The organism is Phenylobacterium sp. VNQ135, from assembly GCF_049445735.1.
Taxonomy (GTDB): domain Bacteria; phylum Pseudomonadota; class Alphaproteobacteria; order Caulobacterales; family Caulobacteraceae; genus Phenylobacterium.
The window spans coordinates 1-26,756 of record NZ_JBMSDS010000008.1; the positions used below are offsets into that span (position 1 = coordinate 1).

The window sequence follows — 26,756 nt, forward strand, 5'->3', positions numbered from 1 at the left end:
CAACTCGACCTTGGGACAAAGACCCCCGGTGACCAACCCTACCGCCGCGAGGCGGTCCGCCGAGCAATGTGGAGGCTCCGCGGCCCGCCTCGCTCAGCGAATTTCCACCACCTCAGTGGACGCTACCCCGCCCGCAGCGATCGGGACCCAGGAAACGCGAACGCGAGATCGTAAGGCGGCGACGCGCCGGCGGCCCGGCAGGATGATGTATGCGATGGCGATCGAGATCGAACGCAAGTTCCTGGTCACCAGCGACGACTGGCGGTCTTCGGTGACGCAGGTGGAGCACTTCCGGGATGGTCTCCTGGCCCGTTTCGGCGGGGGCAAGGTCCGGGTCCGGCAGGCGGCGGATCGCGCCTGGGTCACGATCAAGGGCCCCCGCGTGGGCATCGCCCGGTCGGAATTCGAGTATGAAATTACCCTCGCGGACGCCGACGAGATGCTGCGAACCCTCTGCCAAGGGTCCGTCATCGAGAAGGCGCGGCACTGCGTCTCCTACGGCGACCACATCTGGGCCGTCGACGTGCATCTCGGCGCCCTGGACGGCCTCGTATTCGCCGAAATCGAACTGGACTCCGAGACAGAGTCGTTCCAGCGGCCGCCGTGGGTCGGGCGCGAGGTCACGGACGATCCGCGCTTCCGCAAGGAGGCCCTGATGCGGCAGGTCGAAGAGGCGGGCCAGCCTTGGACGCCGGCGAGGCTATAGACCGCCCAGCCGACGGCCGCGGCGTCGGGGGGCCGCGCGAGGGCGGCGCCTTCATGCGTGCTCGACGCAGATGGCGACAGTATCCTCATCGGGCGAGGCTTGGCCGGGCCGCCCGCAGCGGTGCAGTCCAGCCGCCGTTGCCAAGCTTCGGTAGGTCCGGCGCCCCCAGAAAGGCTCCGACGGCCCACCGGTCCCAGGCGAGAGACAACGCGGCCTCGAGCGGCTGGCGAGCCGGGCCGCGTCCGTCCTGGCCCAAAGGTCCCCCGCCAAGCCGTCGAATGGCTCGCGCCGCAGGCGCGCAGCGGGCGGCCGTTCGGGGGCGCGGCCCGCCATCCCGCGGATGCGGCCAGGCGATGTTTCCGGCGCGGTGCCCTACAGGCATGACTTGCGCGCCCGCGGCGCCTGGTCTTCGCGGGCCCGGGCGTTGCCTCCCCACGCTCGCCCGCGAGCTCCGGGGGTGGCCGCCCTTGTGGGCCCTCACCTCGGACGCGCCTGTGCGACCAGCCGGCGCGCGCCGCCGCCGCATGGCCGAAAGCTTGACTTCACGCGGTCTTTGCATTGTGGCGCTTAAGTTGGGGGGCGTGAGCCGGCGCCTCGGGAGAACGGGGGTTCAATGTTCGATCTGCTGCGCCGCTTTCGCCGGCATCGTCGCCTCGCGGCGGACGCGGCCCGCGAGGCGGCGGCCCTGCGTCGTGAACACGGCGAGAAGGCCGTGGCGGCGGCGCGGCTCAAGCTGAAGGACCCGAACCTGACGCGCTGGGGACGGCGCATCATGGAGCGCGCCATCGTACGACTGGAGCGCGAACGCCGCTGACATGGCGAGCGTCAGCCGGAACGCGCAGCCCGCTCCACGCGGCGGCCCAGTCGGCTCCGGGGGCGTCCGTCATGGGGTCGGCTTGCGGCGGCGCTGCCGGCGAGGCGTCCCGGATGCGTCGTCAGCCTCCAGCACCGCCTTCATCGCCGCCAGCAGGTGCGCCGGCTGGATGGGCTTCTCCACCACGCCGTTCATGCCGCACCGGCGGTAGAAGGCACGCCCGCCGCGGCGCGGCTGATCACGGGCGGGCTGCCCACCGAGCGGATGGTCACCTAGGTGCTGGTCGCCAAGTACGCCGACCACGCCCCGCTCTATCGTCAGGCGCAGGACCTGGCGCGGCAGGGTTTCTGGATCGATCGGACGCTGGCCTTCTGGACCGGCTACGCCACCGCCGGGCTGACACCCTTCGACCGCGATCCCGCCCCGTAAGGCCGAGCGCCGGCAGCAGGGACGAGGGCCAGGTCGATCCAGGGCCCGACGGCGGCCGAAGCTGCGCTGAGCGGCGCGACCGCCAGCGCCAGGCTCTGGCCGCCCTGAGCATTTTTGGTCTCCAGGCGAGATCAGCCCCGAACTGGGCGACGAAAAATCGCAGTGGCCGGGCGCGACCCGCTCACCAACGGTAGCGCGCCTGGACGCCCAGCACGCGCGGCCGGCTGTAGCGCCGGATGGTGGTGTCGCGCTGGACGACGTAGACGGTGTCGAAGACATTGTCGGCATAGAAGGCGAGTTCCAGATCGCCCAGGGCCACTCCAGCCCGCAAGTTTACGGTCTGGTAGTCGTCGAGGCTGACGCTCCTTGCGGTCAGTTCCTGCCGCCCGCCCCACTGGGCGGTATAGAGAACGTTGCCGAACGCCTCTACGTCGCCCAAGGGCCGCCGGAAGTTGACGTCAACCGAGGCTAGCCACTCCGGCACCTGCGGGAGGTCCACGTCTCTGTAGGGACCGGAAGTCACCTCGCCCCCCTGGCGAGACGCGGCAAGGCTTACCCGCAGGCGACCGCCGGCCACGTGGAAGGCTCCCGTAGCTTCGGCTTCCATGCCCCAGGCTTCCGCGTCACCGACGTTGGTCAGGAAGGTCGTCGCCGCCACAGGGCAGACGGGGTTGGTGGCTGCGCAGCCGTTATCAAGCTGGGCGATCATGTCCTCCAGCTCGGTCCGGTAGACGGCCAACGCCACGTAGGTGGAGCGCGTGGGCGCCCCCTTGAGGCCGGCTTCGTAGCTCGTCGCGGTCTCGTCTCCATAGCCCGCCGGGATCGTCACCGGCTGCCGCAGGTCGCCCAGGTTGCGATTGAAGCCCCCAGCACGATAGCTGGTCCCTGCCTTGAGGTAGGCGAGCAGTTCGCCCGGCAGCCGGTAAGAAAGCGTCGCGTTGTAAGAAAGGTTGTCCGGGTTGGTCTCCGCGTCGACCTGGCGGGCGGGCCCGCCCAGTGGGACGCCGGTCGCAAGGTCGTTCAGCCGCGAGGAGAACGTTTTGTCGTCGATGGTGTAGCGCAACTCGCCCGCGAGCGAGAACGCCTGGCTGATGCGCCAGTCGAGCGAACCGTACGCGGCCGCCGAGTCATACTGCAGAAGGGCACGCTCGACATTCCCCGGCGAGGGGTTGGCCGGGGTCGGCGTTCGCGCGAGGGTCACCGAATAGCGGCTCTCCAGCCGCAGGAGCTCAAGGCCTGCCAGCCAGTTGAGCGCGCCCTCGCCGAGGTTGCCCGACAGGCGCAGGTCCTCGAACAGCGTCTTGGTGCTGTCGAGCACGAACGCGGCGGCATTGGGGTCGACTGGCGTCGCCGCGGCGATGCGACCCTCCGCCCGAGCCCGGGCCAACTCTGCCGGATTCACGGTGTCGGAATCCAAATTGTAGGCTGACTCGCGTTCCCGGAACATGGACGTCGATTCCAGGCGCGCCCAGCCGAGGTCCCACGCCACCAGAGCCTGAAGGCTGTTCACATTCTGCTTGGCGAGCGGCGGGGTGTTCCAGGGATAGCTAAAGGGGTCCTGCACGTAGCCGCCCGGGAAGCCCGGCGAGCCTGGAGCGATGTTCAACTGATAGGTGATCGCCGGTGTGACAAGCTGCTGGGACTCGGCCAGCAGCGTGATGTCCACAGGCCCCTTCGCCGCCCGCACCTGCCCCCGCAGGGCGTGACCCTTTTCCTGGTCGAAGTAGACGTCGTTGTCAGGATTGTAGAAGAAGCCTTTGTCTTGATGAATGGCGTCTGCGCCGAACCGGAACGCCAGTTCGTCGCTGGCGGCGACGTTGGCCACCACCTGGGTCTGACTGCGGTTGGTCTCGAAGCCATATTTTACGTCGATGTAACCGGTGTTCTCGAATACCGGTCGGGCGGAAACCAGGTTCACCGCGCCGCCGACGGCGTTTCGCCCGTAAAGCGCGCCCTGGGTGCCCCGGAGCACTTCGACCCGCTCGAGATCGAAGAAGTCCACGCGGGCGAAATTGCGGCCCCCGATCCCGCCCCCGCCGACGTAGGCGCCGTTGCGGTAGAGCCCCACGCTCGGGTCGCCGTTCGTGGCCCGGGCCGTGGAGGAGGCGCGGATCGACAGCTCGGAGGTGACGGCGGAGGTCAGGTTGTTGAAGCGTACGCCGGGTTGTCCGGCGAGGATCTCCCCAGTCGAGGCGCCGCCGCCGCGTTCAGCCAGAGTCTCGGCGGTCAGGGCCGTGGCCGCCGCCGGGACGTCGGAAAGCCGCTCTTCGCGCCGACGGGCGGTGACGATCAGTTCTCCAACCTCTGTGGCTTGCTCCGCCTCGCTCGCGCCCACCTGGATCTGGGCCTGGGCCAGTTCCGGCGCCAGCAAGCCCGCCGCCCCAACGCACAGGATAGCTGCATTCCGCACCCGCATCGTTTCCCTCCCGCCCCATCTTTCGTGGGAATGACCAAGCGTATGCGGCGGCGCCATTGAATTGTCAATAATTGACGATCAGGGGAGGAGGATCTCGAGCAGGAAGTCGGTGTCAGACCACTGGGCGGAGCGGGGGATCGGCCGTGCAAAGTCGCTCGGCGCCACCTGCGCCTGACGGACGATCGTGAGCTTGCGCGAGGGGATGACGTAAAGGCGCTGGTCGCCCGCGCCGGCCGCCATGACCAGGTCGTCGGGAACAAGCTCGGGACGGCGATGAAGATCGCGAGAGGCGATCACGGGGTCCGCAGCGTCAGACGCGTGCGGCAGCCACCAGGTAAGCCCATACGCAGGATTGGCGGGAGAGGGGCGGAACAGCGCAGCAAGCGTGTCCGCATCCACCAGCTGGCGCCCCTCCGCCCGACCTTTGAGGCGTACGAACTCGCCGACTCTCGCCCAGTCGCGGGCGGTGAGGCTCGCTCCTTGCGGCAGCAGCGGCAGTCCGTCCGCCCCGCGGCGCCAGACCGCGGAGGTCACGCCGAGCGGCCGCAGGAGCCTCGCCTCGAGGTAGTCGAGGGGGTCGGGCTCGCGTCCGGCGGCGGCGAGCTTGCGGCGCATCACCTCGCCGAACACCTGCATTGGAGCCGGCCCGTACTGGAAGCGCTGCCCGGGCTCCGCATTGAAGGGCATCGCCACGGCCTCGGCATAGGTGGGAACGACGCCGATCTTGCTGGGAAGTCCCGCCTCCATGGCGAGGAGCTGACGGATGGTGGCCTTCCCCTTCCGCGGGTCGTTACGCCACTCGGGCAGGGTGTCTGCCACGGGTTCGTCGAGCCGCAGCAGTCCGTCGGTTACGGCCGCAGCCGCCAGCAGGCCCGCGAACGCCTTCGTGCCAGAGTAGAGCTCGATCGCCGTCGTCGCATCGGCCCCCGCGGCGTAGCGCTCGCATACGGGGCGGCCGTCCTGCAGAATCAGCAGGCTCGCCCCTCTCCGGGCCGCGGAGTAGGCGAACGCCGCTTCGCATCGCTCCGCCCAGTCCGGGGCGGCCTGAACGGCAAGGGCTGCGGTCCCGATCAGCCAGAGCGACATGCTTCCTCCTTGACGATTATTGACAACAACGATGTGGTGACATCGACCAAAAGGCAAGGGAGAGGACCTATGCGCGCTACAAGACGATCCGTACTGGCCTGGGCCGCAGCGTCGCCGACCCTGGCGCCTTGCAAAGCGACGGCCGCCGAACTGGGCGTCGGAGAGGACCTCAAGCGCTATGCGGAGTTCGGCGTCAAGGCGAGCGGCGGTCCTGGCGATACGGCCTGTGGCGAGTGGGTCGAGCGCCGCCTGCGTGACCTTGGCTATCACGTGCGGCGCCAGACGTTCGACACGCCGTTCTTCGAACCCGCACGCGTGGACATCCGCGTCGACGGCAAAGGGGTAGAGCTTCTCGCGCAGGAGCCCGCGCGGACCACCGGCGCCGGCGGCGTCGAGGCGCCGCTGGTGATCTCCCCGTCGTGGGAAGCCGGCGACGTCTCGGGAAGGATCATGGTCGCGCCCCTGCCCTACCGGCGCTGGTCCAGCAGTCTCTCACCCGAAGTTGCGACGGCCGTGAATCGCGCCCGGCGCGGTGGCGCCGTGGGCCTGATCCTTGTCACGGACGGGCCTACCGGCCAAGCGGTGGCGCTCAACGCTCGCCCCGACATGGTCTGGCCATGTCCGATGGCTGTCGTAGGCCCGCGGGCGGGCGCCGACCTGGTCCGGGCGGCAGCCGAAGGGCGTACCGCCCGGCTGACCATCACTGGCCGCGGGGGGCGACGACCGGCCTTCAACGTGATCGGCCGCCTCGATCGCGGATACGGCCAGACCCTCGTGCTCTCGACGCCGCGCTCGGGTTGGACGGTGTGCGCCGGCGAACGGGGCCCAGGCCTCGCCTCATGGCTCGCCCTGGCGGCCTGGGCTGTCCGCAGCGCGCCGCATGATCTGCTGGCGGTCTGCACGTCAGGTCACGAGTACGAGTACCAGGGGAGTCATCACTTCCTGGCCAGCAGCGACGCGCCACAGCCCGCCCGGACCGCGCTTTGGGCTCACATCGGGGCGAACCTCGCAGCTCGTGACTGGCACGAGGGGTATGGTGCGCTGCGCCCGCTGGCCTCGGTCGACCCGCAACGCGTGCTGGTGGCGACCGGCAACATCGTGGAAGCGATCGCTCCGGCCGTCCGGGGCTTGCCTGGCCTGGAGCGGGTGTATGACGCCAGCCAAGGGGCGGCAGGTGAAGTGGCCGAGATTCTGGCGGCCGGCTATCCGCGCGTCTTCGGCGTGTTCGGCGCCCACCGCTTCCACCACGTGGCCGGCGATGACCTGCGGTGCGTGGAGGTCTCACATGTGGCGGTCGCGACAAAGGGCCTGCGGGCCGCCGTCTTGGCCGCACTTGTCTGACAGTGGACAGGCGCTGCCGGCGCGCCCTATCTCATTACTCCTTTGTCGAGATCGAGATGTCCAAACGGCTGCCCAAGACGGAGGTCTCCGGTTCGGACCCCTACTGCGTCCTCACGGAGGGCGTCCTGCACAAGGTGCTGGCCGGTGAGCTGGCGCCGGGCGACCGCCTGACGGAGAGGTTTATTGTCGAGACCTCGCGCTGCACCCATGCGGCGGCGCGAGAGGTGTTGCACCGCTTGCAAGGCCTGGGCGCAGTAGTTGTGTCGCAGCGGCGCGGCGCCCGCGTCGTCTCCGCGCGCGAAGCGCCTCCAGACGAAGTCGAGCTCGTCTGGCGTCGACTCCTCCCTCTCCTCGAGGCCGCGGCCGGCTCGGTCTTTTCGGCGCCGGCGCGGGGCGCTCCGGCGGAGCGGCACGTCGCGACCGTGCAGGCGCTGAAGCGCCTCGAAACGCTGTCTGGCGAGCATCGCCTGGCGCAGTTGCTCCAGCAGATCGCCCTCCAGCGCGCGATCGTGAGCGGCGGCTCATGACAGCGGAGGTTCAGGACTACCTCGCCACGACCGAAGACCTCGTCGCCCCCGCCATCCCCACGCCGAACACCCTACCGGAGCAGATCGCAGCCGTCGTTCGTCAAAGGGTTCAGTTCGGGCAGCATCGCCCGGGGGAACCCCTTCGGGAGCTGGCCCTCGCCGCCGAGTTCGGCGTCAGTCGCGGACCGGTCCGCGAGGCCCTTCGCCTTCTGGAGCGGGAGAACCTGATTCGGATCCGCGGCCGCGCCGGCGCCACGGTCGTCAGCTGGACGCCTGCGGAGCTGGAGTCGCATTTCCGGATCCGCGCCGAAATCTCGGCGCTCTACATGCAGCTCGCCGCCGCTCGCCCCCAAAAGCCTCCCGTCCTGCTGTCGGCCATTGCGGCGGGCGCGAGCCTCCTAGGCGATATCGCCCGGGACGAGGCGGCCGAACTCACAGACTACCTTCAAGCCCGCCGGCGCCTCGCTCAGGTCATCGGCGTCCTGGCCGCCGCCCCTTATGTGACCGGCCTCTCCGCGCGGCTGGAGCGGGAAGTGGCGCTTCTCTGGGCTCCCATGCTCTCCAAGTCGAGGCAAAAGGCCTCCGCCGAGAGCTGGCGGAGAATCGCTCGGGCCATCGCAAAAGCTGACGAAGCGACGGCCGCTGCGGAGGGGCGCCGCATCGTCCTCGACGCCATGGCGGAGGCGTTGAGGCTCCAAATCTCGGCCGCTGCCGAGGTTTAAAGCCACGGCTGTCAAGCGGCGCCGAGGGCCGGCTGCCGCGGCCCTCTGGCGCCTGGGTCGCAGCGTCCCCGGTGCCTCAGGCCCTCGCCTGTGCAGGGTAGTGTCCGGAAGGTTCAGCAAAAGCGCCTGAAAGAGGCGGTCATGGCAGAGTGGTGGCGCTGACCAACCACTCCCCACGAAAGGGATGCGCCATGACCAAGCGCGAGGCTACGCCGGCAGGCGTGGACATCAAGGCGTTGCTGCTGTCGGACGAGGGCGGCTTCCGGGCGGTTCTGCAGGAGGCGCTGCAGGCGGTGCTCGAGCGGAGATGACGGAGACATGCAGGCCGAGAAAGGCGAGGGCGGACGGAAGGCCGGCTGGGCTACCGGTCAGGCTACTACGAACGCAAGCTGGTGAGCCGGGTTGGGGTCTTGGAGTTGCGGGTTCCGCAGGACCGGTCGGGCCGGTTCTCCACCGAGCTGCTCGAGCGCTACTAGCGCTCGGAGAAGGCGTTGGTGGCGAGCCTTGCGGAGATGTATGTCCAGGGGGTCTCGACCCGGAAGGTGAAGGCGATCACCGAGGAGCTGTGTGGCCATGGCTTCTCGGCCTCGTCGATCAGCGAGGCGACGGCCAAGCTGGACGCGAGCCTTAAGGCGTTTTTCGAGAGGCGCCTGGAGGAGCCGTTCCCCTATCTGATCCTGGATGCGCGCTACGAGCGGGTGCGCGAGGCCGGCCATGTAGCCGAAAGCCCGTTCGACGGGTTCGAGGCGGCCCAGCGCGGCGAACTCGTCGAGTAGGAAGAGCACCGGGGCGCCGCCGTTTCCCGGCGTCCGCGCGATGTCCTGGAGCGCCTGGACGACCAGCAGGCGCAGCCAGCGCGCGTGCGTCTCCAGCCGCTCGGGCGGCAGGACCAGGAAGACCGTGGACGCGCCCGACTTCAGCTCGCCGAACCGGAAATCCGAGCGCGCCATTCCGCGAGTGATGCGGGCGCTGTCGAGGAAGTGCGTGTGGCGCTGCGCTGACGACAGAACCCCCGAGGCCTCGCGGTCGCTCTTGCCCAGATGCCGGTTGGCCGCGCGCCGCACCAGGCCGTCCGCGGCCAGGCTGGCCCGCATCTCCGTCAGCGTCGCCGACAACTCCTCCGGGCTCGCGGTCAGGAGGCTTCGGACCTCGCCCAATGTGCGCTGCTCGGGATCGCGGTTGCAGACGACATGCAGGATGAGGCCGGCGATCAGCGCCTTGGCCTCCTCGTTCCAGTGCGCCTCGCCGACATGCGCCGGCGGATCGTAGACCAGGGCGTCGGCCAGAAGCGCGGCGTCTTCGGCCAGGTCCGGGCTGCCCACGTTCAGCAGGTCGAGCGGATTGTAGGCGGCGGTCAGTTCGCCGCTGATCTCGAACGGGTCGAGCACATGCACGCGACCAAACTGCGCCCGCGCGCGGGCGGTGACACGGGCGTTCTCGCCTTTGGGATCGACGCAGATGATCGAGCGGTTGGCGGTGAGCAGGTTCGGGATGATGGCGCCGACGCCCTTGCCCGAGCGCGTGGGCGCGATGGTCATCAGGTGCGCGGGGCCGTCATAGCGGAGGAGCTGGCCGCCACGTTTGGGCTCGCGGCCGACGATCAGGCCGTCAGAGCGGCCCAGGGTCGCGCGAACCTGCCGGTCGGTCGCCCACCGGGCCGAGCCATGCACATCGGACTGAGCGGCCGACCGTTTCAACCGCCACGAGGTCCAACCCCCGAAGGCGCCCGCGCCGCCGACGAGGAGGATGCCGACGCGGATGCGGGGCAAGGCCCCGGACTACAGCGAGACGCTCGCCGCAATCGTCTACGGCCTGAAGAAGCTGGAAAGCCATCCGGCCATGCAGCTCACGCCGGAGCGCTTCAACAGCCAGGCCAAGGCGGCGGCGGAGGCCCTGCGCCGCGTGATCGAGCCGGACCTTCGCCATGCCGTCGCCGCCGTGGATCACGCCTCGCGCGAAATCGCGCGCTTCGCCGGCGACCTGCGGACCCGCGAGGCCCAGCGCAACGCGTTCGTCTACGCGGGCGCCGGCGGCCTCATCATCGGCATGGTGCTCTGGGCGATGCTGGCGGGACCGATCGCACGTCTGCTTCCGGATAGCTGGCAGGTCCCGGAGAAGATGGCCGCGGCCACGCTCCATCTGGACCGATGGGCGGCGGGCTCGCGCATCATGCGGTCAGCCGACCCGGGCTCATGGAAGACCGTCACTGCGGGCGCCCAGCTCTGGCGCGACAATCAGTCCGCGCTGGATGCGTGCATGAGGGCCGCGGACAGGGTGAAGAAGCCTCAGACGTGTAGGGTGATCGTTGGCGGACCAAGCGCTACGAGGCCATAAAGCGACGTCTGCCGCTCGCCTATCGAGCCCGTCTTGCTGGAGCGCACGGTTGAGCTAGCGTCTCTTCGTGCCGCTGAAGTTCAACGCATTGCTCAGGGATGAAGGAATCGACCCAGCCGACGTGCGCCTGCTGCGCCACCAGACCGGGAAAGTCAGAGGCCGAACGCCTTATGTCCTCTGGCGTGACGATCCCGCGGCCTTCGAACGCTATCAATCCACCCAAGACAGCGCCCTGCGGGAAAAGATCCCGGCTTCGACCCTTGGTAGCGTCCACTGAGGTGGTGGAAATTCGCTGAGCGAGGCGGGCCGCGGAGCCTCCACATTGCTCGGCGGACCGCCTCGCGGCGGTAGGGTTGGTCACCGGGGGTCTTTGTCCCAAGGTCGAGTTGCGAAGCTTGACCACGAGGGCAGGACCAACCCGATGACCGACGACACCATGGCCTTTCTGTCGCTGATCCAGAAGAGCGACGACGGCGATTTCCTGAAGTCCGTACCCGAAGCCGCGCTGCAGCGGATCATGGACTACGACGTGGAGAACCTGATCGGCGCTGCGCCGCATGAGCGCACGCCCGACCGGCAGACCTACGGCTACCATCTGGTGCGCGTGCAGGCCCGTACGCCGGGCGAGCCCCTGGGTTTCGAGGCCGCGCGGCCGGCGCTGGAGCAGGACTGGTCGAAGGCGCGCGGCGAGGCGGCGCGCAAGCAGCAGGATGAGGCGCTTCGCAGCCGCTACAGCGTGAGCATCGATCAGGCCGCGCTTGAACGGCTGGTGAAAGCCAATCCCCAATGATGAGGGCGGTCTCAAGCCCCTCGGCGGCGGCGCGGCTCGCCGCGCTGCTCGGACTTCTGCTCGCGATGCTCTTCGGCGCCGCGGCGCGGGCCCATGAGATCCGGCCGGTGTTCCTGGACGTCGAGGAGACCCTGCCGGGACGCTACGACGTCACGTTCAAGAAGCCCAACTTCAACGGGGTCCCCATTCCAGTGAGCCCCCGCGTCGACCCGCGCTGCGTCGTCGAGGCAGGGGGCGAGCCCCGCAGCTTCGGCGGCTTCTCGGTGGGCCGTCTGACGCTGCGCTGCGCCGATGGCCTGGCCGGCACCAGCATCGTCTTCGATGGCCTGGCGGGCACCATGGTGGACGGACTGGTGCGCATCCGCTTCGCGTCCGGCGAGGTGGTGACGGGTCGAGTGCATCCTGACGCCCACACCTTCGAGGTGCCGGCAAGCAGCAGCGCCTGGGACGTCTTCCGGCTCTACGTGCGGATTGGCGTGGAGCACATCCTCCTGGCTTCGATCACCTTCTGATTGTGTTCGCGCTCGTGCTCTTCGTGAAGGACTGGCGTCGCCTGCTCGTCACAGCGACCGCCTTCACCCTGGCGCACAGCATCACGCTGTCGATGTCCGCCCTTGGCGTGATCCGGTTGCCGGTGGCGCCGATCGAGGCGCTGATCGCCCTCTCGATCCTGATGCTGGCGTGGAGCTGGTCCGCAGCGACGATGCGCCGGAGCGCTCCCGGGGCCGGCGCCCGGCGACGCTGGCCTTCGTGTTCGGACTGCTCCATGGACTGGGCTTCGCAAGCGCCCTGGCCGAGATCGGCCTGCCCCAGCACGAGGTCCCGCTCGCGCTTCTGGCCTTCAATCTCGGCGTCGAAGCCGGTCAGATCGCCTTCATCGCCGCCCTGCTTGGGGGTGGGGTGGCTGGGCCGGGGTCTCGCCCCCGCCAAGCCGCGGGCGGCGTTTATGGCTTCCGCCTACGGGGTGGGTTCGCTGGCCGCGTTCTGGACGCTCGAGCGCGTGCTCGGCTTCTGACCGCGAGGCTCGCGGCGACCCGCGCCGCGCTAGGCAGAAGCGGCCTGGGCGGCGGCGTAGTCGTTCCAGATCGCGAGCACGCCTAACTGGGAAAGCTGAGCGAACATCCGCCGCAGATGGACGGCGTTCTCGGCGGCGAACCGGACCACCCGCGGGCGCCGGAGGGCATAGGCGGTGACGATCAGGCCGCCTTGCCGGGCCTCGATGTAGCCCAGCTCTTGGAGGGCGAGGACATGGCGGCGGACCGTCTCGGCCGGCAGACCGAGCCGCCGAGCAAGATCGGACCGGCGCACCGGCTTGCGATGACGGTCGTCGAGCAGGCCGTCAGCCTGCGCAAGCTCGGGGGCGATCGTGGCGCCGACATGCTCGGTGTTGGCGCGGAAGATCTCGAACAGCAGGAGGCAGGCGATGACGTCGCCGAACTCGGTGTGCGCCACGTCCATCGCCCGCAGCATGTAGTCGGAGACGACGCGGGCGACAGTCCGGACGGGCATGAGCCCGCCGGCGAGGCCGACGCTCGGCGGTGGCAGCCCCTCGAGCGCGCCGATGCCGCGCATGTCGGCGTGGAGCTGCCGAAGGCGCTCGAAGGCCCGCATCGCGCCGGTGAGGTAGTCGGGGTGGGTCAGGATCTCGGTCGGGACGATCACGCCGTCGCGGGTGATCTGGCACAAGCCGCTTCGGGCCAGGCCGTGCACCCGCCGGCGCACGCTCTCGAACGGTAACCGCAGGGAGCTCGCCAGCGCGTTCATGCTGACGGGCCGTCGGAGCTCGTCGGGCGGCGGCGTCTCCGCCCCGGCGAACTCGACCTGCAGGTCCGCCCGGCCGCTGATCGTCGCCACGTTGGCCTGGACGATGGTCGACAGCAGCAGGGCGTCGAGGGGATGGCGCCCATCACGCCCGATCTGGATCAGGTCGAGGATGAAGGCGACGCTCGCCCGATGCGCCGCGTTGGCCACGTCCTGGGCCCGCACGGGATCGGTCGACGTCGAGGTGGGGACCATGAGGCGAAACTCTGCGGTGGGACCGACTTGTCGTCAACGTCGCCTCCCGGTGGCCGCCTGACATGGCGCCAGGCCGCCCCCCCGGTCGGGCCTGGCGCGACGGCCCACCGACGGCGGCTGCGCCGCCGTCGGTGTCGCTTGCTCTACAGGCGCACGTTCACGCGCAGGAAGAGGTAGCGTCCGACGCCGCTGACCGGAGTGGCCACCGACCCGGTGTAGGGGAGCTCTCCCGTCAGGTTCTTCACGCCGAAGGTGACGTCGAGATCGTCCCGCGCCTCCCAGCGCACCGAGGCGTCGTGGATCCAGATGGAATTGGCGTAAGGCGTCACGAAGTTCGCCGAGTTCTCGACCTCGACTCCCGTGAGGCCCTGGCGGCTCAGGTAGGTGGAGTAGAGGCTGGCGGTGACGTCGCCGACCCGCCACTGCAGGATGGTGTTGAGGGCCCACTTCGGAACGTTGATCTCATAGAGTTCCGGGTTTGCCCGGTCCGGGTCCTGCACGAACGGGAAGTCGTTGCGCTTCTCCATCCAGGTGCCCTGGACGGCGAGACTGAGGTCGCCCCAGCGGTCGAGGCCCACGTCGGCCAGGGCCAGGCGATAGGCGGCCGAGAAGTCGACGCCCGCAGCCTCGAGGCTCGCGAAGTTGAGCTGGGTCTGCAGCAGATAATTGAAGCCCAGGTAGGTCGGCGAGCCGGCCGTCCGGTTACGGGTGAACAGGGCGCAATACTGGTTGTCCAGGCTGGGCGCGTCATAGCAGCTGTTGACGATGTCCTGGGCGCTGACCGCCGAGATGGCCTCCTCGATCTCGATGTTCCAGTAGTCCACCGAGAGCACCAGGCCCGGGGTCCAGCGCGGCTGCAGGACGGCGCCGACCGTGTAGGACTTGGACTTCTCCTCCTGCAGGTCGACGTTGCCGCCCGTCTGCCCGGTGAAGCGGGCGGTCAACGGGTCGACGTAGGTGTAGGCCCCTGTGATGCCGAGGTCCTGGCGGCAGTTGGCCTCGCGGAATTCGCTGCCGTTGTCGAGCTCGTTGGCGTCGCACGGGTCGATCGGCCGGAAGGTGGCGGAATCCAGCGGCGAGAACAGCTCGATGATGTTCGGCGCCCGCACCGTGGTGGCGTAGCCCGCCCGCAGCCGCAGGTCCGACACCGGGGACCAGACGCCGTCGATCTTGTAGGTCTCGGTGCGACCGACCGTGGAGTAGTCGCTGATGCGGCCGGCGAGGGTGACGCTCAGCTCGTTCACGAACGGGAGGCCGCCGAGCAGCGGCAGGGCCACTTCGCCGAAGGCTTCCTTGACGCTGAAGTCGCCGGACACCGCCGCCGAGGGGATGTACTGGAAGACATAGCCCGCGGCGTCGTAAGGATCGGGCGTGAAGGCGCTCTCCTCCTTGCGGTATTCCGCGCCGACGACGAAGGCGATCGGCCCGCCCGGTAGGCTGAAGAAGTCCTTGGTGTCGCCGCGCAGGAAGCCGCTCACGACCGTCTGCTCGATCTTCGACTTGTCGGTGCCGTAGTAGTTGAGGAAGGCGCGCGCCTCGGGGCTCGCCATGTTCGCGCCGAACAGGTTCAGGGGCGCGCAGGTCCCGTCGAGGGGATTGAAGGTGGTGAAGCCGCCGAACTGGCCGATGTCGCCCGGATAGTTGGCGGTGTCGGTGAGGAAGGAGTATGGGGGCAGGGCCGTGGGGTCGAGGCTCGAGCGGCAGACCGCCTGGCCGGTCGCGGGGTCGATGACCGCATCGACGGCGGCGAAGAAGCGGTCTTCCAGGCGGCGGGCCGACCTGAAGGCCTGCTCGGTGCGGCCGTAGTTGGCCGAGACCTCGTAGGTCCAGCCGTTGTCGAACCCGCCGGTGAAGCCGGCCACCGCCCGATAGGTCTCCCGGTCGAACTCCTGGCGCGGGTCGAAGATGTCGGCGTGGTCGCGGGCGACCGTCACCTGGATCGTCTCGGCGATCGATGGGTCGGCGGCGATTTCGGCGTTCACCAGGGCGCGGATCTCGCCGGGATGATAGATATTCATTAATATGTTGTTTTCTCACGCTATTTTTGGTAGATTCATCACGCACAAGCCCTGCACACCCACGGCGAATCAATGACTTAGCGCCGCGATCTGCACGGAACCTGCACAGCGTGAGGGTTTTCCCATGGCGTTCGTGACCGACAAGGAAGAAATCAAGCCCGGCCTCATCATCTTCCGCCGAGCCGACGTGGACCATCGCAACTGGTACTGCCGCGTCAAGCTCCCCAAAGCTGACCGCTACAAGACCGTATCCCTCAAGACCAGCGACATCGGCGTGGCGCGCCATCTCGCCACCGAACAGGAGATCAAAGTCCGCGTCCGCCTTGAGAGCGACATCCCGGTCTTCAATCACCCCTTCCGCGCCGTGGCGAAGGAATACCTGGCCACCCAGGAGGCGCGCGCCAAGCGCGGCGAAATCAGCAAGGAACGGCCGAAGAAGCTCAAGGCCGTGATCGAGGGCGCGCTGGAGGATTACGTCGGCTCGGTTCAGGTGCATCGGATTGGCGACGAGCTTTGGGCGGGCTATCCCGCCTGGCGGCGAGAGAACGGCGCCGGCCGCAACCTGCGCAACGGCGTGCGCGAAATCTCGGCCGAGGAGGCGGCGGAGCTGGACGCCCGTGACGTCGCTTCACGCGCCAGGGCGATGGCGAAGCGCGGCTTCACGAAGCTGCGGCCTGTGACGCCCGCGCCGGCCAAGGCCCGCACCGTGGCCTTCATCAGCGACAGCACCATCCGCTTCGAGATGTCGATCTTCGGGGCGGTGATGAACCACGCCATCAAGAAGCGTTACGCCCCCGCCAGCCAGCGGTTCGAGGATCGCCCCAAGCTCAAGACCATGCGGCGAGACGAGTTCACGCTGGAGGAATACCGCCACCTCCACACCGTGGCCCGGTCATGGGTCAAGGATGCGATCCGGCCGTCCAGCACCTGGTATCGGACGGTCGCCTACAACTTCATCCTGATCATGTGCAACACGGGGATGCGCCCGTCCGAGGCCAAGAACCTGCGCTGGCGCGACATCACCACCGGCAAGGATCGGGAGGGCCGCGAGCTGGTGATCCTGTTCGTCCAGGGCAAGGGCAAGTCGCGCAAGCTGGTCGCCCCCAAGAGCGTCGGCGACTACTTCGAGCGCATCCGCGAGGCCACGCGGGAATACCGGCGCCAGGCGGCCGAGGCCGAAGGCAAAGAGGCGCCCGAGGTCGAGTTCGGGCCCGAGGGACGGGTGTTCACCACCATCACCGGCGAACCGGCCAAGTCGCTCTATCAGGCGATGATCGAAGACCTTCTCATCAAGGCCAAGCTGCGCGAGGGCGCCTCAGGCGTCCCTCGGTCCACCTATTGCTTCCGTCATACCTACGCGACCTTCCGCCTGGCCGAGGGCGTAGACGTGTACTTTCTGGCCGAGCAGATGGGGACCTCGGTCAAGATGATCGAGGAGCACTACGGCCACGTGAACACCGTCAAGCACGCCGACCTCGTGCTCCAGGGCATGGGCGGTTGGGACCCGGGCGCGGCCGTCGGCGAGGTCGCAGCCGACAGCGCCAAGGCGTCTCGCATTCCACGCGTAAAGGCTAGGACGGCCGAACCCAGCGCAAAGCTTCGCCGCCGCAAGTCTTGAATGGAGATGATTCGGCGTCGGGCTCCGACGCCGCGCCTTTTCAAATCCCACCTTGTCCGGCGCGCCCGAGGACGCTCTTAAGCGGACAAGACCACTAATACTGGCGGGAAAAAAGCCGCGCCGAGTTCGGCGCGGCCCCGCCGGAAGGCTTGCGCCCGGCCGGCCGCCGGCCGACTTCGCCGGGCCTTCCCTCGAACTGAGAATTCTTCGGCCCCAGATGTGTCCACCCAGTGTTCGGGCTCAATGGCTGGACTGACACTCCCCCGCCACAACGCAAGGAAGACGACAGCAGGCGCACTGGATTTAGGTCCGAACGCTTCACGGCATGGGGGTTCGAGTCCCTCCGCCCGCGCCACCTCGGGACAAAACTGGGCACTCGCTGCGCGCGCCCGGCTCCGCCGGCTTGTGGCCTTGACTGGCCAGCGCCGGTCCGGCTGTTGGCTGCCAAGCGCTCACGGCTTTTCGCGTCCCGACGCCCACGCCAGCCTGCTGAAGCTGCCACCCCTCGAATTATTTTTTTCCGCGACCCCGGCGCCGGGTTTGCGCCCTCTTATCTGGGTGAATGCGCTGAAAGGGTGAGTGCTTGGCGCGCGTAGCAGACGATCTCTTGCTCGCGGCGCAGTCGGGTGGGCCATCGTCCACCAGACCGCGCATCCTTGGCTATCCTTGGGCGCGGGCGTTGCCGCCCTCGTCGCACTACGCGGATGCCCGATGTGCTGGACCGCCTGTCAGCGGTTCATCGACGACGTGCTGAAGCCGAGATTCCTGCCCACCGTGCGCCCCACCCAGTTCAACTACCCGGTCGACATTCAGGGCAAGTGGCACGGCAGCCGCTATCGCTTCATCCAGCGCTATCGATCAGGCTTTCCAGATAACTTGGGCGAAGAATTCGGCGCATGGCTGCGAGGGGATGCCGATCTCGCCCGGCGCCGCCCCGCCGCGTTCGGGGCTGTCGGCGTGGGCGGGCGCTACGACGACATATCCACCGCGGGCGAAGGTTTCGGCGAGCGCTGCGACTCCGTCGGGCTTCCCCATCAATCCATGGCTGAGCACCAGGATCGGATAGACGCGGGCGTCGTGGGCGCGGTGAGGGAGATCGGCAGGGGAGCGCCATCGGGACCCGAAATGGTCGTGCGCTGACTGCTGATGGGGAGCTCGGACAAGGTTCTTCCTCCTTCGGCTTTGATTATGATTTCACGAAAGAAGGCATATTGTTAGACAATGTTCCACGCCGTTGAGCGAACGAGCACGGAGTTGGCGACGACAGAGTTGACGCCCGTCGAAGCCTATAGCCCCGGACCATGGCAAAGGTTGTCCGAGGAATGACACAATATCCTCGGAATGAATTGACAATCGGCAAGTCCATCCAGACCTTGAGCGAAGGGGCGGCCAGCGACGCCGTGCGATGGTCAGGGACATCGGCTCCATCGCCTGCCGTTCGGAAGTGCGCCGCGCACACAAGACCCGGCCATGCAGGACCGGGATCGCTCAGGGGGAATCCAGATGCAGACCTTCGCGAACCTCGTGGTGGACGCCAACGCCTATGGCCACGGCGCCAGCCGATCATCGAACGCGGACGACTATCGCTTCACCATGTACGCGCCGGACGCACCCGGGCGCTACAAGGTCATTGTCTTCAGCCACGGCATCGGCGGAACGCCGGACGCGGCCACCGAACTCGCCGCCGGATGGACGGCCAAGGGCTATATCGTGCTGGCTCCCACTCATCCGGACTCCCCCGAGTCCCTGGTCGGCTATCTGGCCTCGGGCCTGACGGACAGGGCCCGATGGGAGTTCCGCGCCAACGACGTGAAGATCGCCTTGGATATCGCCGAGGCGAACCAGATCAACGGCGGGGGCGTGATCCCCAGCGGCTATTCCTTCGACGTCTCGGAGCCGGTGGTCGCCGGCCATTCCTTCGGCGGCAATATGGCGGCGATCATCGCAGGCGCTCGGCCGACCTTCGACGGCGTGACCTACGACTGGTCCGACAACCGCTTCATAGCGAGCATCGCGTTCTCTGGGTCCGGAGCTGAGGGAACCGACGTCCCGTTCGAGACGGCGGCCTTCGATACAATCGACATTCCGTTCCTCCGGATCACCGGCGGCTACGACTTCTCTCCCGAGACCGCCGATCCGGGCGACCGCCTTGACGGGGTGTTACGCAACCTCGCAGACGCCGACATCCACGGCGTGTTCATCGCCACCGCGTCCCACGCCACCGTGGTGAAGCCGGTCGACAACCTGTTCGGCCTCGACCCCGACCCGCAGGCCACGTTCGACGCCGCGGCGCTGGCCGCCGACCGGTTCCTCGACGCCTATATCGACGGGGACGCGACGGCCCTTGCCGCGCTGGAAGCCACCACGGTGACCGCCAGTCAGGCCGGCACGGATTCCGCGAATACGGTGTCGCTCAGCGCCAGCGCAGACATCTATTTCGCCCGCGGCGGCAACGACAGCATCTCCGGCGGGGACGGGGCCGACCAGCTCTACGGCATGGCGGGCGCGGACACCCTGGCTGGCGGGAACGGCAATGATCTGCTGAACGGCGGCGCCGGCAACGACTCGATGGCCGGCGGCGCCGGCGACGACTTCTACGTGCTGAACACGGGGAGCGACGTGGTTTCCGAAGCCTCGGGGCAAGGGATCGATGCCGTGTTCGCCGATGTCACCTACGCCCTGGCGGCCAATGTCGAGAACCTGATCCTGTCGCAGTCGGACATCCTGGGCGTGGGTGATCCGGCCCTGAACGGGACCGGCAACGGCCTCGCCAACAATCTCCAAGGCAACAACAGCGGCAATGTGCTCAGCGGCCTCGGCGGCGCCGACACGCTGAATGGGGGCGAAGGCGACGACGTGCTCGTCGGCGGCGCCGGAGCCGACCGGCTGACCGGCGGCGGAGGCCAGGACCGGTTCGACATCGACGCGACCGGCGACAGCCCGGTCGGCTCCGGGCGGGATGTGATCACCGGCTTCGACGGGGTCGGGGCCGCCGCCGGCGACCTCATCGACGTCTCGACCATCGACGCCCGAACGGGAACCAGCGGCAACCAGGCCTTCACCTTCGTCGGAACGGCCGCGTTCTCCGGCGCCGGCCAGATCCGGGCTGTCGACAGCGGGCCGGACGTGGTCCTCCAGTTCAACACCGACACGAACACCGCCACCGTCGAGATGGAGCTGCTCGTCCAGGGCGTGGCCAATCCGGCGAGCTTCACGGCGGCCGATTTCATCCTGTGATCGTGCGAGACGGGAACCCGATGAGACGGACTGGCTTCGCCATGGCTCTGGCCGTGGCGCTGATTGCGGCGCCCGCCACCGCGGCCGCCGAGCAATTCGGGGCGGTAACGCGCTACCTGGAGGACGGCTACCGGAGCCTCGGTCTACCGGGCGCGTCGCTCCTGGTCGTGAAGGACGGCAAGACGGCCTACGAACGCCACTTCGGCGCCTACACGGCTGAAACCGTCGTCCCGATCGCCTCCGCCAGCAAATGGCTGTCGGCTGCGGTGGTCATGACCCTGGTAGACGAGGGCCGGCTCGACCTCGATGCGCCGATCTCGACGTACCTCCCCCAGTTCACGGGGAAGAAGGGCGAAATGACCATCCGGCAGATGTTCGCCCATACCTCCGGGCTGATCGAGCCGCCGAGCGACGGCACGCGCTGGAACTACGACATCACCATGGCCGAGTACGCCGACCGCATGGCTCGAGACGGGGTCATGGCCGGCGACCCCGGAACAGGCGTCCGCTACGCTAGCGCCTCTATGCAGGCCGTGGGGGCGGTCGCGGAGAAGGTCACCGGCAAGTCCTGGAACGAGCTCTTCCGGGAGCGGATCGGCATTCCGTGCGACATGCCCGACACAACGTACGTCCGTACGCCCGGCACCGCGCCGCCCGCCACGATGAATGAGCCCACGCGCAATCCGATGGTCGCGGCGGGAGCCCGATCCTCGATGAGGGACTATGGCCACTTCCTCGAGATGATCGCCAACGGAGGCGTCTACAAAGGCCGGCGCGTGATCTCGGAGCGGTCGGTCCGCGAGATGCAAAAGGACCAGACCGGGCACCTCCCGCTTCTGCGGGCCTCCAACGATCGGCTGGGACGCGAGTCGCATTACGGCCTGGGTCAGTGGATCGACGTCCAGGCTCCAGACGGTCGCACGATCCAGGTCTCCAGCCCCGGCGCATGGGGGTTCCGGCCGTGGCTCAACCTCGATCGCGGCGTCTACGGGGTCTTCGTGATGCAGCGGAAGGTGGGCGGCCCGGTGGTCAGCGCGACCTTCGACCCCTGGAAGCTGATCGACCTGGTCCACGAAGCCGCCGCCGACGCGCGCTGACCGGAGCCCGCGGTTCTCAGGATGACCGGCGCTGCGTTGCCGCGGCGCCTCGGACGTGCATGATCGGCGCCGGTTCGCACAATCCCACCATTTTCGTCGCCAATCCCGCCAGGCTCATGCCGCCCAAGACCCGTGAAGAGGCCCAGCCAAGCCGCCGCCCGAGCCGGCGCGGCGTCCCGTCGCCAGAGGCGCCGCCGGGGCGGAGCGCCGTCCGCGAGGTGGTCCGAGCGCTTCGCCGGCAGATCCAGAGCGGGCAATTGAAGCCGGGCGAATGGCTGCGCGAGGTCCGGTTGGCCGAGGAGCTGAAATCCAGCCGCTCGTCGGTGCGGGAGGCGCTTCGCGTGCTGGCTGGCGACGGGCTCGTGGAGATCGAGAGGTTTCGCGGCGCGCGGGTCACCACCCCGAGCCTCTACGAGATCTTCGATCTCTTCGAGGTGCGAGCGGCGCTGTTCGGCCTGGCGGCCCGGTTCGCCTGCTTTCGCGCGCCGGACGCCGCCCTTCGCGAGATCGTCATGCGCATCGAGCGCCTGGTCGCTGACGCGGAGAGCACTACGGCCGAGCAACGGGTCAACGAGGGCGTCGAGATCGGCACGCTCATCGGCCTGCACGCCAGCGCCGACGCCCGCGCGATGCTGGCGACCGCCCATCGCAAGGCGCGCTGGCACCTGTCCTATCTGGACTTGGGCGAGGCTGGAGGCTCCTACGGGCCGCTCGCCGACTGGAGCGACCTTGCGGCCAAGCTCGCGGCCCGCAACGCCGAGGGCGCCGCCGACGCGGCGCGGCGCATCGTCTACTACATGCAGCAGGAAGTGACGAAGGTCCTCGTCGCCCGCGGAGCCGGCGGCCTCTGAACGCTCGCCGTCAGGCCGGTCGCAGACGCGGCAGGCGGTAGGCGCCGGTGCGGAACTCGCGCCGCGGGAGATAGGCCCGGAAGTTCATCTGGAACGGCCCGTCCGGCGCCGGCAGCCAGTTGCTGCGCCGCTCCGGGCCGGGGTCGTCGGCGCCGATCCAGATATCCAGCGACCCGTCGGCATTGCGCTTCAGGCCCGGCGTCCGGTCGCCGATCGCGTAGCGGTCGATCGGATTGCGCACGAAGAAGAACTGCCCCTCGGGCGTCGCCTCGTACATGCTGAGCGACCAGAAGGCGTCGACCGGAGGCTGGCGGTCGGCCGGCAGGTGCAGGTTCAGGCGCCGGCCGGGGCTGAAATGGCGCCCGCCGGCTGCGTCGCCCTCTGCGAACATGTACATGGCCTCGTCCAACGGCAGGGCCGCCAGGCCGCCCAGCGCCACCTGGGCCCGGTACAGGTAATCCTGGCCGAAGTTCCCGAGGTTCTCCTTGGGATAGCCCCAGCCGTCGATATAGCCGCCGGGGGCCATGCCGCCACGGACGGCGCTTCGGCCCTGCTCGAGGCCGGCGGCGATCCGCGCCCCGTCCGCGGCGCTGAACCGGTTCGCCTGGAAGCCGTCGACCAATCCGAGCGGCGCGATGCGAGCCAGCATCGCCGCATCGGCCGCGGGCGGCGGATTGAGCCGCAGGAGCTGCGATGCCTGGGCGAGATAGGCCTGCCAGGGCGCATCGCGCGCGACGATGGCCGGTGGCGGCGGGACGTCCTGCGGCGCCTGGAGCGTGATCTGCTCGGCCGCCGCCCGGGCGGCGGCGAAGTCCTCCGGGCTGGCCACCAGGGTGCGGCCCAGGCACCAGACGTGGTCCGTCGGCGACACGATCACCCCCGGTCCCGGCCGTCCGCCCGGCGGCGCGATGACGAAGGTCCCGCCGGCGGGCGTCGTGCGCGTCCCCAGCACCGCGAAGTTGTTGGAGTAGGCGTCCATCAGCGCCACCGAGACGTATCTCCGGCGGCCGTCCGGCACGGTCAGCGTCGCGGGACCGCGGCTGAGGTCGAGCTGGGCGGTGGAGTAGAGCGTGTCGTTGTTCGGCGTCGTCACGACGCGCGCCTGCCAGTCCGCCAGCTGGCGCGAATGGTTGAGGCGGTTCAGCCCGGTCGTGGCCGTCCGCACGTGCCGCGTGCGGGCGACCTCCATGAGCGGCAGGGTGAAGATGAACGCGTCCCGCGCCGCCGCGGCCAGGTCGGGCGCAGCGAGCGCGGATGTCCCGAGAAGCGGCGCGGCGGCCGCGACGAAGAAGCTGCGGCGATCGATCATGGGTGCGTACTCTCGGGCGGTTGATGGCGAAGGGCGCGGCCCCGTGGCGGGACGCGGCCGGATCTGTTTCATGGCTCGACGGCGCCCGGCCGCCAGGCGTCGGGGATGGCGGTGGGCGCGCCGCAGCGGCCGGCCTTGACGAAGCCCTGGGCGATCGGCCGGACCCGGCCGGGCAGGGCGCAGAGCTCGGCCGCCGCGCGAGCGTCGCCGCCGAGGTAGGCTCGCCAGAAGCGGATCGTCTCGTCCGTCACCAGCCGCATGTGCGCGGGGTCGGTCGGCTTCATCTGGGCCCCCGTCCGGCGGCCGCCGAAGACGGCGTGGTCGCCCCCCTCGAGGACCACGAGGAACTGATCGGCGCCCTCGATCGCCTGGAAGGGCAGGGTGCGTTCCATGGGGCTCCGTTCCAGGTCGAACGGCGTCACGTCCTCGGTCCCGGTGAAGTGGAGCATGGGCGTCCGGATCTTGGCCAGAGCCGCGCGCGGCGCCTCGTTCCGCGGCTTGTTCGGACTGTAGGCGATCGCCGCCCGGATGCGCGGCTCGGCGAACGAGCGGGCGGCTCCGGGCGTGCGCTGGCCGACGGCCACCAGGGTGGCGAGCGCGCCGTAGGAATGACCGGACATCCCCAGCCGGGAGAGGTCCGCCTTGCCCCTGAGGTCGGGACTGGCGCCGCGGGCGAGCTGGTCGATGGCGAACGGCGTGTCGCCGTACCGCGCCTGGGCGGCCTCCGCGGTCATGCCGCGGCGACCGGCTGCGACCAGACCGGCGCGTCCGCCGCCGCCGGCCAGAAGACCGCTGTCGGAGCCCGCGTGCTGCAGGGCGACCACCAGGAATCCCGCCCGCGCCACCGCCTCCAGGATGTAGGTCGAGGCCTCGCGCGAGCCGCCGAGGCCATGCGAGTGGATGATCGTCGGGAACGGGCCTGCGCCGGCGGGGACATAGGCCTTGTAGGGGACGACGCGGTCGTTGCGCGCCAGGTCGCGCCACTCGCCGTAGCGCACCTCGACCGGGCTCGGCGCCAGCCGGGCGGCCTCCGTGGCCTGAGAGGCCGCGAAGGCCGCCGACGGCGCCGCGGGGAGGAGTGCGGCGAAGGCGGAGCGGATGAGGGTCCGGCGATCCATGGTCATGGCCTACCAGGCGTAGCGCAGCTGGGCGCCATAGGTGCGCGGGATGTTCCAGCGGCGGGCGGAGGGGCCCTCGAACACGATGTAGGACTCGTCGCCGACGTTGTTGGAGAACAAGGCGAACTCCCACGGACCGCGCTCCACCCCGGCCCGGACGTCGAGCAACTGGTAGTCGTGCAGGTCAGGCGTCTGGGCGATCTCCTGGACGCCGCCCCAGCGGCCGCTGCCCTTGAGGTTGAAGAAGCCGATCATGCCGGAGGCAAGCTCGCGGCGGTAGTTCAGCGAGAAGTTGGCGGTCCATTCCGGCCGTTGCGGGCCCTGGCGGCCCTTGTCGGGACCCGAGGTGATCTCGCCGCCCTGCCGCGAGCCCCCCACGGTCAGGCGCGCGCGGCCGCCGAAGAGCTCGGCCCGCATGGTGAGTTCCGCCTCGATCCCCCAGAGCTCCGCCTCGCCGGCGTTGAACACGAACGGCGTCGCCTGGACGGGGCAGACCGGACTGCCCACGAAGCAGCCGTTGTCCGTCTGGACCAGCAGATCGTCGACATAGGTCCGATAGGCCGCCGCCGCGAGATAGATGTGGGGCGTGATGTCGCCCTTGGCGCCGATCTCGTAGGCGGTCGCCACCTCGTCGTCGAAGTTCGTCGGGATCTCCCGGGGCTGGCGCGGATCGCCCAGGGCCAGGTTGAAGCCGCCGGCCCTGTAGGCCGTACCGACCTTGGCATAGGTGAGCCAGTTCGCCAGCTTGTAGGCGGCGGTGACATTGTACGAGACGTTGTGGCTCTCGGTCCCCGTGTCGATCCTGAAGCCGACGCCCGAGGGATTGCCGGTGCGCAGGTCCAGCCGATCGGACAGCAGCTCCTTGTCGTCGTCGGTGTAGCGGAGCTCGCCGGTGACGTTGAGGCGGTCGGTGAGATCGTAGCCGACCGAGCCGTAGGCGGCCCAGGAGACGAAGTCGAGGCGGCTGACGCTCACCGTCCCTGGGGACGGGTCCGCCCGCGTCGGCGTGCGAGACAGGAAGTTCTGATACTTGTCGTTGAGGTCGTAGTACTCGAATCCGGCCAGCCAGGCGAGGCCGCCCGCCTTCTCGCCCACGATGTGGATGTCCTGGTAGAGGATGCGGGCGAAGTCGTTCTGCGAGCCGCCCAGGTTCGGATCGCCCTGAGAGGCGCCCGGCGCCACCAGTCCCGCGGCCGCCACGGCCGCCTGGAATTCCGGCGAGGCCGCATCGCGGTCGTAGGCGTTCTGGCTGCGCCGTTCGCGGACGGCGGTGGTGGAGGTGATCGTCGCGAAGCCCAGGTCGTAGTCGACGACCAGTTCGCCGTGGTTCACCTGCTGCTTGGCCGACGACGGGCTGTTCCAGGGGATGACGTACTTGTCCTGGAAGACGCCCCGCGGATAGACCGCGCTGCCGGTTATGTGAACCTGGTACATCAGGCCGGGAAGCTGGTCGCGGCCGTGCTCCACCAACAGGTTGGCGATGAGCGGGCCGTTGTCGTAGCGCAGTTGCGCCCGATAGATTTCCGTCTCCTGGGCGTCGAAGTACTCGTCCCGCACGGGATTGTAGTAGAAGCCCTCCCGCTGCTTCATCAGGTTCGCGCCGACCCGCAACGACAGATGCTCCCCCAGGGGCTCATTGTGCACGAGCTGCAGCTCGGCGCGCTCGTGGTCGCCCACTTCCAGAAGCGCGTAGCCGGCGCGATCCGGCCCCGGCCGCGCCGAGACGATATTGATCGAGCCGCCCACGGCGTTGCGGCCGTTCAGGGCGCCTTGGACGCCGCGCAGCACCTCGATCTGCCCGACATCGAAGAAGTCGACCTTCGAAAAGGTACGGCCGCCGACCTGGCCGCCGCCCACATAGACGCCCCCCCGGAACAGGCCAACCGCCGCATCGGCGGACGTCGCGCGGCTGGTCCCCGAGCCGCGGATCGACACCTCCGAGGTCACGGGGTTGGACGTGTTGGCGAAATTCACCGCCGGCACGTTCTGCAGCAGGCTCTGGGTATTGGCGATGCCGCCCATGTCCCGGATCTGCTCGGCCCCGAAGGCGGCGCCGGCCGCTGGGATGTCCCGCAGGCTCTCCTCGCGCTTGCGGGCGGTCACCACGACCTCGTCGACCTGCGATCCGTCCGACGTCTGGGCCATGGCTGGTGCGGCGAGCGCCAGGACGACCGCCGTCAGCGACGCCTGCGACAGGGCTTTCGATCTGTGCACTCTCTTCCCCCTCCGCGGCGCTAATTCTTGGCGTTACGGCGCGGTAACAGGAAGTGAGGTTCACCTGGCGGACCCGTGTTGTCCAATGCCTAGAAGGAGTGAAGCCATAGCGT

The 26,756-nt window shown here is 68.9% G+C and carries 23 protein-coding genes and 4 pseudogenes; 17 read left to right on the forward strand and 10 right to left on the reverse strand.

Annotated elements, in window-relative coordinates; genetic code table 11:
- The first annotated feature begins 214 nt into the window (after positions 1-214).
- Together ACO2Q0_RS21360 and ACO2Q0_RS21365 are read left to right on the forward strand one after the other, a co-directional pair.
- Positions 215-706 carry a CYTH domain-containing protein gene (locus ACO2Q0_RS21360; RefSeq protein ID WP_423353544.1) on the forward strand — a complete coding sequence of 164 codons (492 nt, stop codon included), beginning with the start codon at positions 215-217 and terminating at the stop codon, positions 704-706.
- 613 nt (positions 707-1,319) lie between these two features.
- The gene (locus tag ACO2Q0_RS21365) at positions 1,320-1,520 is read left to right on the forward strand and encodes a hypothetical protein (protein WP_423353545.1); all 201 of its coding nucleotides are present in this window, start codon (positions 1,320-1,322) and stop codon (positions 1,518-1,520) included.
- Positions 1,521-1,589: 69 nt separating this feature from the next.
- Here ACO2Q0_RS21365 and ACO2Q0_RS21370 read toward each other — a convergent pair whose 3' ends face one another.
- Positions 1,590-1,715, reverse strand: a complete 126-nt coding sequence (locus ACO2Q0_RS21370; RefSeq protein WP_423353588.1) for a hypothetical protein — start codon at positions 1,713-1,715, stop codon at positions 1,590-1,592.
- Positions 1,716-1,718: 3 nt separating this feature from the next.
- Here ACO2Q0_RS21370 and ACO2Q0_RS21375 point away from each other — a divergent pair.
- Positions 1,719-1,925: pseudogene (locus tag ACO2Q0_RS21375) on the forward strand (IS66 family transposase); the annotation flags it as partial.
- A 205-nt stretch (positions 1,926-2,130) separates the two neighbouring features.
- Here ACO2Q0_RS21375 and ACO2Q0_RS21380 read toward each other — a convergent pair.
- Both ACO2Q0_RS21380 and ACO2Q0_RS21385 read right to left on the reverse strand, forming a co-directional pair.
- Positions 2,131-4,422 (reverse strand): TonB-dependent receptor, encoded by a 2,292-nt coding sequence (locus ACO2Q0_RS21380; protein WP_423353546.1) that lies wholly within the window; start codon positions 4,420-4,422, stop codon positions 2,131-2,133.
- A gap of 21 nt (positions 4,423-4,443) precedes the next feature.
- Positions 4,444-5,451, reverse strand: coding sequence for a serine hydrolase domain-containing protein (locus tag ACO2Q0_RS21385; protein ID WP_423353547.1), 1,008 nt, complete (start codon positions 5,449-5,451; stop codon positions 4,444-4,446).
- A gap of 69 nt (positions 5,452-5,520) precedes the next feature.
- Between ACO2Q0_RS21385 and ACO2Q0_RS21390 the strand changes: the two genes are divergently transcribed.
- The 4 genes and pseudogenes from ACO2Q0_RS21390 to ACO2Q0_RS21405 form a co-directional block, all read left to right on the forward strand.
- Positions 5,521-6,792 carry a hypothetical protein gene (locus tag ACO2Q0_RS21390; protein WP_423353548.1) on the forward strand — a complete coding sequence of 424 codons (1,272 nt, stop codon included), beginning with the start codon at positions 5,521-5,523 and terminating at the stop codon, positions 6,790-6,792.
- A gap of 2 nt (positions 6,793-6,794) precedes the next feature.
- Positions 6,795-7,319: a GntR family transcriptional regulator gene (locus ACO2Q0_RS21395; RefSeq protein ID WP_423353549.1), complete on the forward strand. Its 525-nt coding sequence runs from the start codon at positions 6,795-6,797 to the stop codon at positions 7,317-7,319.
- Positions 7,316-8,041, forward strand: a complete 726-nt coding sequence (locus ACO2Q0_RS21400) for a GntR family transcriptional regulator (RefSeq protein ID WP_423353550.1) — start codon at positions 7,316-7,318, stop codon at positions 8,039-8,041. Before ACO2Q0_RS21395 ends, ACO2Q0_RS21400 begins: the two co-directional genes overlap by 4 nt.
- A gap of 191 nt (positions 8,042-8,232) precedes the next feature.
- A pseudogene (locus tag ACO2Q0_RS21405) lies at positions 8,233-8,760 on the forward strand (transposase); the annotation flags it as partial.
- Between the two features lie 18 nt (positions 8,761-8,778).
- On the opposite strand, the pseudogene ACO2Q0_RS21410 reads toward ACO2Q0_RS21405, so the two are convergent.
- Positions 8,779-9,711: pseudogene (locus tag ACO2Q0_RS21410) on the reverse strand (type IV secretory system conjugative DNA transfer family protein); the annotation flags it as partial.
- Positions 9,712-9,799: 88 nt separating this feature from the next.
- Between ACO2Q0_RS21410 and ACO2Q0_RS21415 the strand changes: the two are divergent.
- The 6 genes and pseudogenes from ACO2Q0_RS21415 (at position 9,800) to ACO2Q0_RS21440 (ending at position 12,266) form a co-directional block, all read left to right on the forward strand.
- Positions 9,800-10,375 carry a DUF6118 family protein gene (locus ACO2Q0_RS21415; protein WP_423353551.1) on the forward strand — a complete coding sequence of 192 codons (576 nt, stop codon included), beginning with the start codon at positions 9,800-9,802 and terminating at the stop codon, positions 10,373-10,375.
- Positions 10,376-10,442: 67 nt separating this feature from the next.
- The gene (locus tag ACO2Q0_RS21420) at positions 10,443-10,652 is read left to right on the forward strand and encodes a hypothetical protein (protein WP_423353552.1); all 210 of its coding nucleotides are present in this window, start codon (positions 10,443-10,445) and stop codon (positions 10,650-10,652) included.
- Positions 10,653-10,796: 144 nt separating this feature from the next.
- Complete coding sequence (locus ACO2Q0_RS21425; protein WP_423353553.1) at positions 10,797-11,165, forward strand: hypothetical protein; 369 nt, start codon at positions 10,797-10,799, stop codon at positions 11,163-11,165.
- Positions 11,165-11,677 (forward strand): hypothetical protein, encoded by a 513-nt coding sequence (locus ACO2Q0_RS21430; protein ID WP_423353554.1) that lies wholly within the window; start codon positions 11,165-11,167, stop codon positions 11,675-11,677. Before ACO2Q0_RS21425 ends, ACO2Q0_RS21430 begins: the two co-directional genes overlap by 1 nt.
- Positions 11,678-11,700: 23 nt before the next feature.
- Positions 11,701-11,802, forward strand: a pseudogene (locus tag ACO2Q0_RS21435) (HupE/UreJ family protein); the annotation flags it as partial.
- 113 nt (positions 11,803-11,915) lie between these two features.
- Positions 11,916-12,266, forward strand: coding sequence for a HupE/UreJ family protein (locus tag ACO2Q0_RS21440; protein WP_423353587.1), 351 nt, complete (start codon positions 11,916-11,918; stop codon positions 12,264-12,266).
- Here the strand turns inward: ACO2Q0_RS21440 and ACO2Q0_RS21445 are convergent.
- Positions 12,210-13,181 carry a helix-turn-helix domain-containing protein gene (locus tag ACO2Q0_RS21445; RefSeq protein ID WP_423353555.1) on the reverse strand — a complete coding sequence of 324 codons (972 nt, stop codon included), beginning with the start codon at positions 13,179-13,181 and terminating at the stop codon, positions 12,210-12,212. The two genes, ACO2Q0_RS21440 and ACO2Q0_RS21445, sit on opposite strands and share 57 nt — an antisense overlap.
- A gap of 143 nt (positions 13,182-13,324) precedes the next feature.
- Positions 13,325-15,199: a TonB-dependent receptor gene (locus tag ACO2Q0_RS21450; RefSeq protein ID WP_423353556.1), complete on the reverse strand. Its 1,875-nt coding sequence runs from the start codon at positions 15,197-15,199 to the stop codon at positions 13,325-13,327.
- Between the two features lie 124 nt (positions 15,200-15,323).
- Between ACO2Q0_RS21450 and ACO2Q0_RS21455 the strand changes: the two genes are divergently transcribed.
- Positions 15,324-16,817, forward strand: a complete 1,494-nt coding sequence (locus tag ACO2Q0_RS21455; protein WP_423353557.1) for a tyrosine-type recombinase/integrase — start codon at positions 15,324-15,326, stop codon at positions 16,815-16,817.
- 858 nt (positions 16,818-17,675) lie between these two features.
- Here the strand turns inward: ACO2Q0_RS21455 and ACO2Q0_RS21460 are convergent.
- Complete coding sequence (locus ACO2Q0_RS21460) at positions 17,676-17,870, reverse strand: hypothetical protein (protein WP_423353558.1); 195 nt, start codon at positions 17,868-17,870, stop codon at positions 17,676-17,678.
- Positions 17,871-18,320: 450 nt separating this feature from the next.
- Here ACO2Q0_RS21460 and ACO2Q0_RS21465 point away from each other — a divergent pair, with 450 nt between their 5' ends.
- The 3 genes from ACO2Q0_RS21465 to ACO2Q0_RS21475 are packed head-to-tail and all read left to right on the forward strand — an operon-like array spanning position 18,321 to position 22,002.
- The gene (locus ACO2Q0_RS21465; protein WP_423353559.1) at positions 18,321-20,054 is read left to right on the forward strand and encodes a hypothetical protein; all 1,734 of its coding nucleotides are present in this window, start codon (positions 18,321-18,323) and stop codon (positions 20,052-20,054) included.
- Between the two features lie 20 nt (positions 20,055-20,074).
- On the forward strand, positions 20,075-21,151 hold the full coding sequence (locus tag ACO2Q0_RS21470; protein ID WP_423353560.1) for a serine hydrolase domain-containing protein: 1,077 nt from the start codon (positions 20,075-20,077) through the stop codon (positions 21,149-21,151).
- A gap of 59 nt (positions 21,152-21,210) precedes the next feature.
- Positions 21,211-22,002, forward strand: coding sequence for a GntR family transcriptional regulator (locus tag ACO2Q0_RS21475; RefSeq protein WP_423353561.1), 792 nt, complete (start codon positions 21,211-21,213; stop codon positions 22,000-22,002).
- Between the two features lie 10 nt (positions 22,003-22,012).
- Here ACO2Q0_RS21475 and ACO2Q0_RS21480 read toward each other — a convergent pair whose 3' ends face one another.
- The 3 genes from ACO2Q0_RS21480 to ACO2Q0_RS21490 all read right to left on the reverse strand — a co-directional run bounded on the left by ACO2Q0_RS21480 (position 22,013) and on the right by ACO2Q0_RS21490 (position 26,643).
- Positions 22,013-23,311 (reverse strand): DUF1254 domain-containing protein, encoded by a 1,299-nt coding sequence (locus ACO2Q0_RS21480; RefSeq protein ID WP_423353562.1) that lies wholly within the window; start codon positions 23,309-23,311, stop codon positions 22,013-22,015.
- Between the two features lie 68 nt (positions 23,312-23,379).
- Positions 23,380-24,429, reverse strand: coding sequence for an alpha/beta hydrolase family protein (locus tag ACO2Q0_RS21485; protein ID WP_423353563.1), 1,050 nt, complete (start codon positions 24,427-24,429; stop codon positions 23,380-23,382).
- A gap of 9 nt (positions 24,430-24,438) precedes the next feature.
- Positions 24,439-26,643, reverse strand: a complete 2,205-nt coding sequence (locus ACO2Q0_RS21490) for a TonB-dependent receptor (RefSeq protein WP_423353564.1) — start codon at positions 26,641-26,643, stop codon at positions 24,439-24,441.
- Positions 26,644-26,756 lie beyond the last annotated feature (113 nt).

What these genes read in the sequence shown, in the direction of transcription:
- ACO2Q0_RS21360 (WP_423353544.1), top strand. Translation starts at nt 215, where the DNA reads ATGGCGATCGAGATCGAACGCAAGTTCCTGGTCACCAGCGACGACTGG.
- ACO2Q0_RS21365 (WP_423353545.1), top strand. Translation starts at nt 1,320, where the DNA reads ATGTTCGATCTGCTGCGCCGCTTTCGCCGGCATCGTCGCCTCGCGGCG.
- ACO2Q0_RS21370 (WP_423353588.1), bottom strand. Translation starts at nt 1,715, where the DNA reads ATGAACGGCGTGGTGGAGAAGCCCATCCAGCCGGCGCACCTGCTGGCG.
- ACO2Q0_RS21380 (WP_423353546.1), bottom strand. Translation starts at nt 4,422, where the DNA reads ATGGCGCCGCCGCATACGCTTGGTCATTCCCACGAAAGATGGGGCGGG.
- ACO2Q0_RS21385 (WP_423353547.1), bottom strand. Translation starts at nt 5,451, where the DNA reads ATGTCGCTCTGGCTGATCGGGACCGCAGCCCTTGCCGTTCAGGCCGCC.
- ACO2Q0_RS21390 (WP_423353548.1), top strand. Translation starts at nt 5,521, where the DNA reads ATGCGCGCTACAAGACGATCCGTACTGGCCTGGGCCGCAGCGTCGCCG.
- ACO2Q0_RS21400 (WP_423353550.1), top strand. Translation starts at nt 7,316, where the DNA reads ATGACAGCGGAGGTTCAGGACTACCTCGCCACGACCGAAGACCTCGTC.
- ACO2Q0_RS21415 (WP_423353551.1), top strand. Translation starts at nt 9,800, where the DNA reads ATGCGGGGCAAGGCCCCGGACTACAGCGAGACGCTCGCCGCAATCGTC.
- ACO2Q0_RS21425 (WP_423353553.1), top strand. Translation starts at nt 10,797, where the DNA reads ATGACCGACGACACCATGGCCTTTCTGTCGCTGATCCAGAAGAGCGAC.
- ACO2Q0_RS21430 (WP_423353554.1), top strand. Translation starts at nt 11,165, where the DNA reads ATGAGGGCGGTCTCAAGCCCCTCGGCGGCGGCGCGGCTCGCCGCGCTG.
- ACO2Q0_RS21445 (WP_423353555.1), bottom strand. Translation starts at nt 13,181, where the DNA reads ATGGTCCCCACCTCGACGTCGACCGATCCCGTGCGGGCCCAGGACGTG.
- ACO2Q0_RS21450 (WP_423353556.1), bottom strand. Translation starts at nt 15,199, where the DNA reads ATGAATATCTATCATCCCGGCGAGATCCGCGCCCTGGTGAACGCCGAA.
- ACO2Q0_RS21455 (WP_423353557.1), top strand. Translation starts at nt 15,324, where the DNA reads ATGGCGTTCGTGACCGACAAGGAAGAAATCAAGCCCGGCCTCATCATC.
- ACO2Q0_RS21465 (WP_423353559.1), top strand. Translation starts at nt 18,321, where the DNA reads ATGCAGACCTTCGCGAACCTCGTGGTGGACGCCAACGCCTATGGCCAC.
- ACO2Q0_RS21470 (WP_423353560.1), top strand. Translation starts at nt 20,075, where the DNA reads ATGAGACGGACTGGCTTCGCCATGGCTCTGGCCGTGGCGCTGATTGCG.
- ACO2Q0_RS21475 (WP_423353561.1), top strand. Translation starts at nt 21,211, where the DNA reads ATGATCGGCGCCGGTTCGCACAATCCCACCATTTTCGTCGCCAATCCC.
- ACO2Q0_RS21480 (WP_423353562.1), bottom strand. Translation starts at nt 23,311, where the DNA reads ATGATCGATCGCCGCAGCTTCTTCGTCGCGGCCGCCGCGCCGCTTCTC.
- ACO2Q0_RS21485 (WP_423353563.1), bottom strand. Translation starts at nt 24,429, where the DNA reads ATGGATCGCCGGACCCTCATCCGCTCCGCCTTCGCCGCACTCCTCCCC.